Source organism: Sphingobacterium sp. NPDC055431 (genome assembly GCF_053644255.1).
In genome coordinates this window covers 575,342-589,739 of the sequence record NZ_JBSHLH010000001.1, presented here as the reverse complement: position 1 = coordinate 589,739, position 14,398 = coordinate 575,342, and the positions used below count along the sequence as shown (strand labels likewise).

Annotated in this window: 9 protein-coding genes; 5 read left to right on the top strand and 4 right to left on the bottom strand. The window is 41.3% G+C overall.

From position 1 onward, the window contains the following. Nucleotides 1–3 precede the first annotated feature (3 nt). Entirely contained in the window at nucleotides 4–561 is a 558-nt protein-coding gene (locus ACWIB3_RS02510; protein ID WP_454290784.1) for a DUF4136 domain-containing protein, read from the top strand. A 427-nt stretch (nucleotides 562–988) separates the two neighbouring features. On the opposite strand, the gene ACWIB3_RS02505 is transcribed toward ACWIB3_RS02510, so the two are convergent. The 4 genes from ACWIB3_RS02505 to ACWIB3_RS02490 form a co-directional block, all read right to left on the bottom strand. Then, entirely contained in the window at nucleotides 989–1,360 is a 372-nt protein-coding gene (locus ACWIB3_RS02505) for a DoxX family protein (protein ID WP_454290783.1), read from the bottom strand. Between the two features lie 104 nt (nucleotides 1,361–1,464). Next, the gene (locus ACWIB3_RS02500) at nucleotides 1,465–2,505 is read right to left on the bottom strand and encodes a GntR family transcriptional regulator (RefSeq protein ID WP_185210977.1); all 1,041 of its coding nucleotides are present in this window, start codon (nucleotides 2,503–2,505) and stop codon (nucleotides 1,465–1,467) included. 39 nt (nucleotides 2,506–2,544) lie between these two features. After that, nucleotides 2,545–2,859 carry an L-rhamnose mutarotase gene (locus ACWIB3_RS02495; RefSeq protein WP_185210979.1) on the bottom strand — a complete coding sequence of 105 codons (315 nt, stop codon included), beginning with the start codon at nucleotides 2,857–2,859 and terminating at the stop codon, nucleotides 2,545–2,547. 13 nt (nucleotides 2,860–2,872) lie between these two features. Next, nucleotides 2,873–5,722 carry a family 78 glycoside hydrolase catalytic domain gene (locus ACWIB3_RS02490; RefSeq protein ID WP_454290782.1) on the bottom strand — a complete coding sequence of 950 codons (2,850 nt, stop codon included), beginning with the start codon at nucleotides 5,720–5,722 and terminating at the stop codon, nucleotides 2,873–2,875. 232 nt (nucleotides 5,723–5,954) lie between these two features. Between ACWIB3_RS02490 and ACWIB3_RS02485 the strand changes: the two genes are divergently transcribed. From ACWIB3_RS02485 to ACWIB3_RS02470, 4 genes are all read left to right on the top strand, one after another. Beyond that, a complete protein-coding gene (locus ACWIB3_RS02485) occupies nucleotides 5,955–6,269 on the top strand; it encodes a GIY-YIG nuclease family protein (RefSeq protein WP_454290781.1) in 315 nt (104 codons plus the stop codon). Nucleotides 6,270–7,085: 816 nt separating this feature from the next. Continuing rightward, a complete protein-coding gene (locus ACWIB3_RS02480) occupies nucleotides 7,086–10,175 on the top strand; it encodes a SusC/RagA family TonB-linked outer membrane protein (protein ID WP_185216014.1) in 3,090 nt (1,029 codons plus the stop codon). Nucleotides 10,176–10,185: 10 nt separating this feature from the next. Further along, nucleotides 10,186–11,670 carry a RagB/SusD family nutrient uptake outer membrane protein gene (locus ACWIB3_RS02475; protein ID WP_454290780.1) on the top strand — a complete coding sequence of 495 codons (1,485 nt, stop codon included), beginning with the start codon at nucleotides 10,186–10,188 and terminating at the stop codon, nucleotides 11,668–11,670. A 42-nt stretch (nucleotides 11,671–11,712) separates the two neighbouring features. Continuing rightward, a complete protein-coding gene (locus tag ACWIB3_RS02470; protein WP_454290779.1) occupies nucleotides 11,713–14,394 on the top strand; it encodes a c-type cytochrome in 2,682 nt (893 codons plus the stop codon). The last annotated feature ends 4 nt before the right edge of the window (nucleotides 14,395–14,398 follow it).

Here is a 14,398-nt window from a genome sequence, read left to right as displayed (position 1 = left end):
TTTATGAAAAAGTTTTGGTCAATCATGCTACTTGGGGTAGTCTTCATTTTAGGCTCCTGTAGCTCCTATAAATATAATACCACGAGAGTCCAGACTTTGGACTTCGCACAATATAAAACATATGGTTGGTTACCTCCTGTAGATTCCCTTTCCAAGAACTACTTTACGAACGATATCGCCAGAAATAATATTCTGTCGACTGCAAACCGTGAATTAGAGGCTAGAGGAATGCGCTACAGCAAAGAAAATCCAGACATCCTGTTCCGATATATCACGATTGTGAACAACAAAAGCAGAATGGTGTACGGGAATACAGGCTGGGGCTGGGGTGGTCCTTGGGGCTTCAGTCCTTGGTGGGGCTACGGCTGGGGCGGAAGATCTTATCCGGTAGGAAAAGAAAAAGTCCGCTACTCCCACTTGATCATCGAAGCCTTGGACCGAAAATCAAATTCGGTGTTATGGCAAGCGAGAGGATCAGGTGAAATTCAAACCCCTGAAAAATCAATCAACAATTTACCGAAAGTGGTAGAAGGAATTTTTAAGGAATATCCAGTGAAATAGGAAAAACAAAAAAAGCGAGCGATGCTCGCTTTTTTTGTTTTTGGATTTGAGATGTGAGATATGAGATGTGAGAGAGTGGAAAGCGGCTATCTTTTTAGCTTTTTTTGTCATGTTGAGGAACGAAACATCTCAGAGCTATACCCTTTAATTCCCTCAGCCTGTCATGTTGAGGAACGAAACATCTCGGAATTATAAATACTGATAATCAAAAATGATAGCATTGGTGTACAGTTCTTCAATCTTCGATTGAAGATGACAGGCCATTTTTATAAGAACCGTACAGATTCTTCACTCCTCGTTCAGAATTGGAAATGTGCTAAAGAACCATCGGTCAATTATTTGTTTGATGCAGTTTAAATCTTGGTCTATCCTCCCATCCCTTTAATCCTGGTTCAAACGAAGGAATGGAAAAGGGATCCGGAAGGTGCTATTTTATCATAGGCAGGTATCTCTTCCAGTTGTCGACTATGATCCAAATATCAATCAATCCCAATACGGCAGCCATCGGCGCTCCTGAAGGATCTAAGGTAGCATGATGAAGGAATACTCCTATCAAGATAGGCAACAGGATTATAGCCCCTAATGCCCGAGTTTTGGGGATAGCGACCAAAAGACCTCCGATAATCTCCATCGTACCGACCAAGGGGATAAGCCATTTCAATTTCACTAATGCTGCTGTAATGGATAATTGTGCCTCTGTCAATTCAGGTGTCGGAATGATATTGATGAACTTGGCTGTTCCAAAGAAGATAAAGGCCAAGCCGAATAGGGTAAAAATAACAGTCTTTACGATTTTCATAAGGTTATTGCTTTTGTAACCTGATATTGAACAGATTACAGAACAAATTGTTTATGAACGGAAACGATTTTTGATGATCCTTACTTACTAAATTTATTAACTCATTAAATTGATGACCTTTGCTTCAGGTAAAAAGGAACTTCTACATGATCTTTCGATTTGTTCTTGATAAGCTCTGCCGCCATCTTACCCATCATTTCAAAATCAGTGGAAATCGTGGTGATCCCATTGAGGATAAATTTCTTTAAAGGGGTTTCATTGTAGGAGATTACGCCTACATCCTGCCCTATCTTGAGGTTCTTTTTAATGATCTTGTCCAATAGCTTAACCAGGTCATCTTCTGCGATATTGATATAACAGCTACCCAATTCTATTTTTTCCTTCTCCAATTCACTGACTAGAGAATGGTTGAACGCATATTGCTGGGCAAATTTATAGAATCCCTTGATAATCGCTTTGGGATAGTCACTATTGTCCGGAAAGATCAGGTTCAGGGTATGGTACTTACTCAGGGAAGGAAGGGCCTCTTCCAATGCCCCATAGATATCCTTCTCATAATTCTCATATACCGCTGCAAAATCCCCTTGTATATCATCTATATACTTACCCAATAGGATCAACTTTTCAGGTGGAATCAATTTATTGATAATATCAGGAGCTTGATCCCTTCCTTCCTTAAAGTGAGGGAAGAGCACATAATAATCATAGGTCTTCGTCAATCCACCTAAAAGGGTCCGCAGATAGGTGATATCTGAGTTATATACAAAAAGATCGAGGGCGGCATCATCTTCCAATTCTCTTGCAAAGGAATCATAAACCAACTTTTTATGGGCACTGAGCTTATTAAGGAGGATCGCGATCTTCTGTCTCTGTTTGACATCTGTGGTCGCAATGTAATATCCTTTACCCGGAATGGAGGCGATGACTTCCGCATTTTTAAGGAACTTATATGCTTTTTCCACGGTATCCCGGGAAATATCCACATACACCGAAAGTTCATTGATGGAGGGTAGCATATCCTCTTTTTCCAATGCACCGTTCTTGACCGCATCGATAATAGCACTGGCTAGCTGCTTGTATTTTGGGGTAGCAGAAAAGTCACTAATCTGGATGGTCTTTAAGAAATCAGTTACCTTGGAAGTCATAAGATATGTATTACAATATAGGTTTACTTTGTATACATCCTAAGGTAAGTAAAATACTTGTTTTAAGGGAAAAGTTTTTGGTGAATAATCTGCATTGGTTTCCATCAGATCCTTCATATAGGCCCACCATTCCTTCATAATGGGATCTGCCTTTAATTTTTGTTCTACAAATCCCTCAGCCAAGGTCTGCACCGCAAAGAGATCCAAGGTCTCCGGATCTAAAAAAATGGAATAATCAGAGATTCCATTCTCTTTTAAGAGTTTTGCCAATTTCGGCCATATCTCCTGATGCCGACGAAGATATTCCGCTTCATTGCCCGGCAGAAGTTTCATTTTAAAAGCTACCTGTTTCATAAATCTATTTTGATTAAAGAGCTGTTCTGATTGTATACTTACCCGAGCCAAGTTCGACCAAGATTTTCCCATCTAGTTTCTTTAAGGAACGTACGAGGTTGTTTCGATCAATGGGTTCTCCATTTATTTTTACATCCTTTAGATCCTCCGTATTTATACTGCAATAAGCGACCACATTGACTGGAATCTGGATTTCCTGTATGACTTCCTTTTCCGATCTGCTCCATGCACTTTTGATGTTGCCAGCTATGGAACGATAGGATCCCGCTACCTCATTGATTCCAAAATCACCAATTTCAGGCTGTATATAGACCTCCTGGAAACCATTTTCTTTCAACTTTATGCCCAGTATATGCTCAAACATCCATTCATTTACCGAACCGAAAGCATAATGCGAGAAGGAATTCATGGCTGCATTATGGATAAATCCCTTTTCCTTGCTATAGCTATCCCAACGTTCCCAAATGGAAGTCGCTCCATTTACCACCTCGTAGCCTAAGGATGGGTATTCAGTACTTTGTAAGAGCATGTAAGCCTTATCAGTTGAACCAGAAGCAGTCAATGCTGGCAAAAGCGGTTTGAAACCCAAGAAACCGGTACTCAACTTATTGCCATTGGCTTCCAAAAGCTCTCGGAGATATTTACCTGCCAAGGCTTCATCCTGCTCATCCAATATTCCTGAATACAATGCATTGGCATAGGCGGTTTGGGTATGGCCAGAAAAGCCGTTTTGACCTTCCACATAGCCTTCACCCTTTCCATAGAACGCGGAATTGGTTTTCAGTTTTCCATGTTCGTCCATATAATGTTGTTTGAACCCCATCTTAACGGCAAAAGACTCTTTTTCATAATCCGTAGCTAGTTGCATATCTCCAATTGCACGACACATCTCAGCCATCAATTTATTGCAGTAGAAATAGTAGGTTGTGGCCAATAGATTAGGACTTGTCTTTTCTCCTACCGACAACCAATCTCCAAATCCACCTTTTGGGTTTACATCTTCAAAAGCTCCTTCCTGCAACACATTGCCTTTCGTCCTGGACTTTAGGAAAGCCATAAATTTCCTCATAAATGGAAGTGACTCCCGAACAATGCGAAGGTCATTATAGGCTTTAAAATATTCATACGTGCAGATAATCCCCGCCTCAGACCAGCCCGGTGAGAAAGAATCGGATGCTCTGATTGCAGCTACCCCTTCTGCATTAACTGGCATAGGGGCATAGATGGGATAGGCACCATTCGGCCATTGGGAATCATTCAGGTCTTTGATCCATTTCTTGTGGAATGGCGCAACATCGGCATTGAAGATCGCCGAACGCATATATACTTGGGCATCGCCCGTCCAGCCCAACCTTTCATCCCTTTGCGGACAGTCGGTCGGTATATCTAGATAATTAGCTTTCTGGGTCCAAAGGATATTACTGTAAAGCTGATTTAGCATGGGATTGTCGGATTCAAAACTTCCTACCTGGTCGAGATCCGAACTCATCACCAAGCCTGTCAAGAAATCAAGGCTAGGTTCCACTTCCAATCCGGTAACTTCCACGAACTGGAAGCCATGAAAGGTGAAGCTAGGACTCCACTCCTCATTCTTTGACCCGTTTAGGATGTATGTATCCGTAGCTCTTGCTTTTCGCAGGTTATCCGTCATCAGCTTACCATCAGGAAACAGCATTTCTCCATATCGAAAGACCAGGGAATCTCCTTTGCTGCCATTGATCTTTAACCGGATATTACCAGCGAAGTTTTGGCCAAAATCCACGATATATTGACCATCAGCAATTTTCTTAATGGACTTGGCGGATAACTCCTGCAATACCCGAACTGGATTACTTGGATAGATTTCAAGTTCCTGCCCTTCTTGGTCTGGAAACTCTTGGATATCGGTCCACGCACTTGCATCGAAACCAACCCTATTCCATCCCTGTGGTTCCTTTCTGGCATCATGCTTTTCACCTTCCAAGAAATCTGATTCCAGTATGGCACCAGTACTGTATTTCCAACTTGAATCGGAGGCAATATGCTCTTTGCTCCCATCCTCGTAGGTTACATCGATCTGTGCCTTCAAAAGAGGGAATTTTCCATAGAACTGGTTTACCTGCGGGGAACCGACCAACAAGGCATAGCCTAAATAACCGGCATACCAGCCACTGGATAATATGGCGCCAAACACATTGTTCCCATCGCTCAATTGATCTGTGACATCATATACATTGTAATATACACGCTTATTATAGTCAGTCCAACCTGATGCAAAATAATCGCGCCCTATCTTTTCTCCATTGACATAAAAATTATGGAGTCCAAGGGAGCTAATGTATAATCGCGCGGATTTAATTTTCTTCTTTAGAGAGACCTCTTTTCGTAAATATGGCGAAGGTGGTAAATGATATTCTCCTTTAGGAGCTAAGTGGTTTAAATCAACCCCGATCCACTTTGCTTTCCAATCCTGTGGGTTAGGTTTCGCCAATTCCCAATATTGGATTTCCGACCATTTGCCAACTCTATCCTTTTCATCCCAGGAGCGGACCTTCCAATAAACCCGTTGTCCCGACTGAAGTAACTTTCCAGCATATTCAATCTGATTGGTTTGGTTGCCATTTACCTTTTTGCTGTCCCAAAGGTCTGCTTGGTTCTTTCTAAGCAAGGCTTCCGAACTGGCTACCATAACCTGATAAGCTAATTGAGATTGGTTGAATCCCTTGCCTTCAAGCTCCCAACTCAATCGCGGTTTACTTTCTTCTACATAGGGATTGATCTTATATTCTGTACGCAGATATTTAGGCTGTATGCTTGCATACGAAGCTGCAAGGTTTAACAACAAGCCTAGACAAATACAGCATACTATCCTTAGGGTCCCCATTCGTTATGATTTAATCAGGTATAATATTTTAGGTACTTCAATTTCGGAAATTACCTTTCCATTTTCATCCTTTTTATGCAATAGTTTTATTAAGTGGATAAGTTTTGGAAGAAAAGCGGGATTGATTAAAGATAGGAATGGGTCAGGGAAAGACTATCCTGTCCTATCAGGTGGGGGGATTAATTAATAAAAAGTAAAGTTCTAAGTAATACAGAACCCCTACCTTATTGACATGAAGCCAATCAAAAAATTATATTTTGTCTATATAATTCCAAATCTATCAAGGACTGTCCTTTACACTGGAGTTACCAATAATTTGAGATATCGATTATATCAACATGAGTTTCAAAATTATGGAATGAATAGTTTTACAAAAAAATATAAGATAAAACACCTCTTGTTTTATGAGATTTTCGTGAATATACGTGCGGCTATTAATAAAGAAAAAGAAATTAAGGGATGGACCAGAGCGAAAAAGGAAGCATTAATAAATGATTTTAATCCAGAATGGAAGTTTCTTAACGATGAAGCAGAAGAATTACACTAGATCCTAAACCAATTCCTGATTAGTGAGTGAAAAAGTGTTTTTGTGAGTTTCTTTTATTTTGTCATGTTGAGGCACGAAAGATCTCGGAACTTTATGGAACTCAAGTCAAAACCGTACTCCGAGACCCTTCTTGCATCAGGGTGACACGACTAAAATACAACCCATCGGTGTGTCATGTTGAGGCACGAAACATCTCGGAACTTTATGGAACTCAAGTCAAAATCGTACTCCGAGACCCTTCTTGCATCAGGGTGACACGACTAAAACACCTCTCAAATCTCCCCTCCTTTTCTCCCCTCCAATCCTCATTCAAAACCATTCTACAGGACGGTGCAGGATGCTCAACCTAAAGTGGATAGCTATATTTGGATTACAGCCAAAGTATTGGCAACCTATAACTAATAACTAATTCCGGTAGCTCTTCAACCTAGACTGCCAATAAACCAAATGAAAAACGAAAACATGTATTACTTAGAAAAAGGATGATCTGTTATTGAACAATAACATTGAAAAAGACCAATAAAAAAACCGACAGTGTTCCCGCACTATCGGTTCAATATCAATGGTCTTTTTAAACTAACCAAGAGGGTCGAAACTCTTTATTGTTTAACCATTTAACTTTGCAAAGGTATGCAATATGACCAATTAAACAAAACTAAAAACCATCGATCAATTGCGCCTATCGTAACATTTAGGAGGGTTTTAGGGTTCACATTCGGAAATGAACCCAAGAAAAGATTCCTGCAATTATCGTTGATCTTTCCTGCTTTGATTCTATCGCAGGCCGGCTATTCCGAGGTCAACAATTATTCTACTATGAATAAAGAAACACACAACATCTCCGTGGAACATAACACGGGCATCAGCAACTTAAACTTGTTTGGCCAAGAGAAAATCAAGGTCACAGGAACGGTTAGTGATGCCAATGGGGTTCCTATTGCTGGTGTTTCTGTTCGCGTAAAAGGCACGAACTCGGCGACTGCAACCGATGAAAACGGAAATTATGAAATCGAATTGAACAAAGGCCAAACCCTGACCTTTGACAATATTGGTTTCACTTCGAAGGAAATCGTTGTCAATGCTGCTGGTACACAAAACATTGCATTGGACAGTAGCAGTGAGGACATTACCGAAGTGGTAGTCGTTGGTTATGGTAGTCAGCAGAAAAAAGACGTTACTGGATCGATTGCCGCTGTGTCTATGAAAAATGTAAAAGGACAGGCTATCGCTAGTCCTGACCAAGCATTAACCGGACAACTTTCGGGAGTACAGGTCAGTAATTCCAATGGTACTCCAGGTGGTGGACCAAGGATTCAGATCAGGGGAATTGGGGCAATTGGTGCTGGTAGCCAGCCACTCTATGTTATTGATGGATTTCCAGTTCCTGGATCATCCAGTGAAAGGGGAAATCCTTTGGCAACCATCAACCCCAACGATATTGAGTCGATGACCGTATTGAAGGATGCTTCTGCCACGGCAATTTATGGTTCTAGAGGCTCTAATGGGGTAATCTTGATCAATACCAAACGTGGTACGGATGGTAAGATGAGAATCGATGTAGCGGCAAGTTCCGGCTTACAACAAGTCCCTCAGAAAGGTAGACCTAACCTGATGAATGCTGAAGAATTTGCACAATTCAGGAAAGAGGCCATCGAAGATAAAATCAGGTTTGAAGAAGGAAGGGAACCCACAATAAATGATATCCCTGAAGAATATAGAAACCCTGCTGCATTGGGTGAAGGTGTGGATTGGTATGATGCAGTTACCCGAATCGCTCCGATGTCGGATATCAACGTGAATTTCTCTGGTGGTAATGAAAGCATTCGTTCTTTTGTGTCTGCAGGATATTTGAACCAGAAGGGCGTGATGTTGAACTCGGGCTTTGACCGTTTCTCCATCCGTGCGAATGTGGAAGGGAATTTTGCAAAGAAATTAAAATTAGGGATGAACATCAACCCTACCCTATCCTACATTGAAGGTGGAATCAATGGACAAGGACGGGATGAATTCTTTGAGATCACGACTCCTGTCGCCAAAATATATAACGATGATGGCTCCTATGTTCCGTATATTCAATCTGCTGGAACTTTTGGGAACCCCAATCCTGTGATGTTCTTAAATGAGCGGACCAACAAGAGCTCCAAGTTAAAGCTATTGATGAGTACCTATGCAGAATATAGCTTTTTGGACAACCTAAAGTTCAAGACTACCTTCAACGTAGACTATCAAGATGAAAGTGGCGAGACCTTTAGACCTTCCACTCTACCTAATCAAAATGCCCCTGGTGCATCTATTCCTAGCGGAAGTTATGGAAGAGGCCAATACATCAACTGGGCAAATGAAAACACCTTAAACTACGATTACTCTTCAGATAACGGACATTCGATTTCTGCATTGGCAGGTTATTCCATCCAAATGCAAAAGAACAAGAATGCCAACTTCAACGGTGCCCAATTCCCAGATGACGACATTCAGACCTTGAATGCTGCAGCAAGAATAACCGGAGGCACAGGAATTGAAGACTGGGGATTGATATCCTATTTAGCTAGGGTTAACTACTCCTACCTAGATCGATATATCTTGACAGGGTCTTTCCGTGCGGATGGCTCCTCAAGATTTGGTAAGGACAATCGCTGGGGTTCTTTCCCATCGGTTGCAGTCGGTTGGCGATTATCCGAAGAAGCTTTCCTGAAAGATAAAGAGTGGATTGATGAGTTAAAACTGAGGGCTTCTTATGGACGTTCAGGTAACTTCAATATTGCCAATTATGCTTCATTAAGCAGCATCGGTGCTTCCAACTATATTTTTGGAGGCGGATTGGCACCAGGTCGTGTTATGAACAGTCTTGGAAACAGCTTCCTAGGTTGGGAAAGGATGAAGGAGTTGAACATTGGTTTGGATTTCACTACATGGAATAACCGTTTGACTTTAACCGCCAACTATTATAAACGTAACACCTTAGATCTATTATTGAATACCCCAATTCCTAACTCATCAGGATTCGGCTCCGTCGTAGAAAATCGTGGTGATGTCGAAAATAAAGGTTTCGAGTTCTCAATCAGTTCAGCAAATATTGCCCGTGAAAACTTTACCTGGAATACCGACTTCAATATTTCATTCAACCGCAACAAAGTCATTGCCCTTGGCCGTAGTACAGACCCTATCTTCTCAGGACAGAGTTCGGAAGGAAACTTTACCAATATCACCGAGATTGGTCAACCGGTAGGTATGATCATCGGTTATGTAGTGGAAGGAATTTATCAAAATCAAGCAGATGTAGACAATAATCCAGCATTCCCAGGAGCTATCCCAGGGAACTTAAAAATGAAGGATGTGAACGGAGATGGCCAGATTACACCGAACGATGACTTTGCGGTAATCGGTAATCCTTATCCTGACTTCAACTTTGGTATGACCAATACCTTGACTTATAAAGCATTTGATTTCCGAGTGATGATGGTGGGTTCCATGGGACAAGAAATGTTGCATGCAACCAGGTTCTATACGGACAACATCGACGGGGTATTTAATGTGCGTAAGGAGGTTGCTGATCGTTGGAGATCAGAATCTAATCCAGGTAGTGGTCTGGTACCAACAACCAACGGTACTGGTAGAGGCCGTGTAATGTATCGTGATACCCATTCCCTATTTGTCCAAAAGACAGATTACCTATGGATCAAGAACATTACAATAGGCTACTCCCTCCCTAAGAGCATTGGTGGAGTGTTAAACAACCTTAGGATTTATGCTAACCTTCAGAATCCATTCTTATTTACCAATTATGATGGAAACCCAGAAGGAACTAACATAAACAGAGGGGATATAAGTCCATTGGTACCAGGGATCGACTATTCGGCTTACCCTGTTCCAAAGATTTACACATTAGGGTTGAATTTCAATTTTTAAGACAAGGATTATGAAACTAAGATATATTCTATTAGGTCTAGGGTTATTGAGCATGAGCTCCTGCAATAAATTATTGGATGTAAAGCCCTATACCTTTTCCAGTGGAGAGAACTATTATGAAAACGAAGGACAGATCCTTCGGGCAGTAAATGGTGCATACAGCAGATTGCAGGTACTCTATACGAGTGATTTCAATGCAATGACAGAGATGAGATCGGACAATACCAATTATCAATATGATGAAACGGACCGTGGCGTGCAGCAGCGGGAAGAAATTGATGAATTCTTGATCACCTCTTCCAATAACTACGTGAATACCACTTGGGTAAACCTGTATGTTGCGATTCAACAATCCAACGCCATCATCAGCAGGATTGATCAAGTACAGTTCTCGGATGAAAAATTAAAGTTACAATACCTGGGAGAGGCCAAGTTTTTGAGAGCATTTTCGTACTTTCATTTAGTAAGACTTTTTGGTGAAGTTCCTTTGCTGACGAAAGAGGTTGCAAATCCTTCGGATGCATTCTCGGATGGCAAAAAAGGTACAGTAGACGAAATTTATGCAGTCATTATCCAAGATGCTAAGGATGCCATTGCAAACTTACTTCCAAGCTATGACAAAGGAAGCGTAGGAAGAGCGACCAAAGGAGCAGCCTATACGCTATTGGGTGAGGTCTACCTAACAAGAAAGCAATATGCTGAGGCAGTAACCAATTTTCAAGAAGTAACCAAATTAGGCTATTCATTGATGCCAGATTACGCATCCTGTTTTAGTCCTAATTCAAAGAATAATGCAGAGTCAGTTTTTGAAGTACAGTTTGATCAATCAGTAGAAGGTGAAAACAGTAACTTCATTTTCATGTTCGGCCCAAGGAATGCAAAGATGCAATTGGTCGGTTTCTCCGGAAACTTAGGCGGAAGCAACATTCCTACACCGAGCATATACAATGCCTATGAACAAGGAGATGCGCGTAGAGACAAGTCTATTCAAATGTTCAACGACCCTTCAAATGCAGCATTTCAAGAGTCGAAGGCTTTTGGAGGTAGTATGCCATTTATCAAGAAATACTATCATGCGCCTTATATCGAGGATGGAAGATCGAATGAAAACTGGCCAATCTATCGCTATGCCCATGTTCTATTGATGTTGGCAGAGGCGCAGAACGAGGTTGGATCAGGAGATCCTTTGGCAAACCTGAATATCGTGAGAAAAAGAGCCGGATTGAAACCTTTGTCAGGACTGGCCAAAGATGCTTTGAGAACGGCCATTGCAAATGAAATAAGAGTTGAAGTTGCCTTTGAAAACCATAGGTGGTATCAACTTCTAAGAACTGGAAAAGCCATTGAAGTGATGACTGCTCATGGTGCCGAGGAAAAGAAAAGATTGACTCGACTAAGCAGTGCTTCATATAATATCCAACCGTTCAAACTATTATATCCGATCCCTCAGCGTGAGGTTCAGATCAATGGTATTAAGCAGAATGAGGGCTGGTAGGTATTTTTAAGCTGTTATAAACTATATCAACATAAAAACCAAATGATAAAAACGAAAAGAGCACAATTGTATTTGTTTGCCTTGTTCCTGTTCATATTCGCAGGGGCTTGTAAACAAGAGAAGGAAAAGGAGGAGGTAAAAGAACCTAATCCAAAAACGGATAAAATAACATTGCCCGATGGCTTTGAAATCGAGCATATCTATAGTCCTTCTGATGACAAAAAAGGATCTTGGGTTTCCATGACTTTTGATGACAAAGGTCGCATGATAACATCGGATCAATTTGGTGGTCTATTCCGCGTTGAATTGCCTCCTCTTGGTTCAGATTCGACTGTTAAGCCGAAAATTGAAGCATTAGACTTCCCTATCGAAGGCCGTGACCCTAAAGATACGACTAGCAATAAAGTAGGGATGGGCTTTGCGCAAGGTTTGCTATGGGCATATAACAGCTTATATGTTATGATCAACCACCGTCCTAATGAGAACCTTTCTAAAGGCTCTGGTCTATACAGACTTCAAGACACCAACAATGATGATAAATTAGATAAAATCACACAGTTGATGGAATTAGAGGGAGAGGGTGAACATGGACCGCACAGCATTGTGTTAGGACCAGATTCTATGATCTATGTTATTGCCGGTAACTTTACTAAAATCCCTAAAATGGACAATTATCGTTCTTTACCTAATGATAAAGTGGATAATTTGATTCCTTATATCTTAGATACCCATGGACACGATGCGGATTCTCACCTGAATGGTGGATGGATTGCAAAAACAGATTCAGAAGGTAAATCTTGGGATCTAATTGCATCTGGAATGCGTAATGGATTTGACTTAGCCTTCAATAATGAAGGTGAGTTATTTACCTACGACTCTGATATGGAATGGGATTTCGGTATGCCTTGGTACCGTCCGACAAGGATTTTACATGTTCCTAGTGGTGGTGAATATGGTTGGAGAAAAGGTGATGCGAAATGGGATGAAAGATTCTTAGACAACCTTCCTGCGACTTTAAATATTGGTCAAGGATCTCCTACTAACTTCATCAACCCTAGCCAAGCTAAGTTTCCTGATAAATATAGAAACAGCCTGTTCGCATTTGATTGGAGTTTCGGTATCATCTATGCCATCCAATTACAACCAAATGGAGCTAGCTATACAGCGAAAGCGGAAGAATTTATCTCAGGATCTCCACTACCTTTGACCGATGGAACCATTGGTCCAGATGGAAGTCTTTACTTCCTTACGGGTGGTAGACGTTTGGAATCTGACTTATACCGTGTATACCATAAAGATCGTGATAAGATCAATAATGAGGTCAAAAAAGCTGAGCCTAATGAATTGGTGAAATTGCGTAGAGAGATTGAGCAATACCACAGACCATCTGCGGCAGGAACTGTTGATAAAGTTTGGGAATATTTAGGTCATGAGGATAGATTCATCCGTTATGCTGCACGTTTAGCAGTAGAACACCAACCGTTTGAGACCTGGAAAGACAAAGTTTTTGCAGAACGCAACGTGGTTCGATTGACTGAAGCGATGGTAGCGATGGCTCATGTTGCTGATCCTTCCCTTCAGCCTCAGATCATGAAAAAACTGGCTACTATTCCAGTAGAAAAGATTACACCTAAGATGTTGGAAAACCTGCTAAGGGTTTACGAGATTGTCATTGCCCGCATGGGTAAGGTCAATGATGCTGATGCAGCTGCTTTGGCCCAAAGGTTAGAACCTTTCTACCCTGCCAAATCCAACTATACCAATAGGGAACTGTCCAAAATCTTACTTGCCCTAAACAGTGAACCGGCAGTTAAGAAGACACTTGACATTCTAGCCAATGCAAAAGATGACACCACCCAAACCAGCTTTATGAACTCTTCGGATTTAATCCTGAGAAATCCACAGTATGGATTGGACATTGCTGATATGTTGGCCAATATTCCACCTGCACAACAGATCTTCATGGTTACTGCATTGAGCAATACCAGTGTGGGTTGGACCCCGGAGCTACGTGAGCAATATTTCAATTGGTTCTACAAAGCATTCGGCTATAAAGGCGGTAACAGTTACATCGGTTTTATTGACAATGCACGTAAAATGGCATTGAAAAACGTACCGCAAGACCAACTTGCCATGTACGGTAAGATGTCAGGAGACTCTTTGATCAATGCTCAAGGAAATAGATTGGCTGAGAAAGTAGAGGGTCCGAAGGGTCCAGGTAGAGCATGGGAAATTGATTCGGCACTGAAAGTTGTGGATGAAAACACCGGTGTCCGCAATTTCAACCGCGGAAGAGAACTGTTCCTTGCTGTTAAGTGTGGTTCCTGCCATACCATCAAAGGTGAAGGGGGTTCCGTAGGTCCTGATTTAACCCAATTAGGCACCCGTTTTTCTAAACGCGATATGTTAGAGGCGATCATCGAACCTAGTAAGGTGATTTCTGATCAGTATGAATCCAAAGTATTCAATCTGAAAGATGGAACGAATGTATTAGGCCGTTTGATGAGTGAGGATGAACACAATTATGTGATTTCACAGAATCCATACGCTCCTCAAGTGACCAAGACCATTGCGAAAAACACAGTTAAATCCATGAACCGTTCCGAGGTCTCGATCATGCCTCCAGGAACATTGAATGTAATGAGTCCTGATGAAGTTAAAGATATCATGGCCTACCTGATGTCCGGTGGTAATGAAAAAAGTGAAGTTTATAACAAAAAATAAGTAA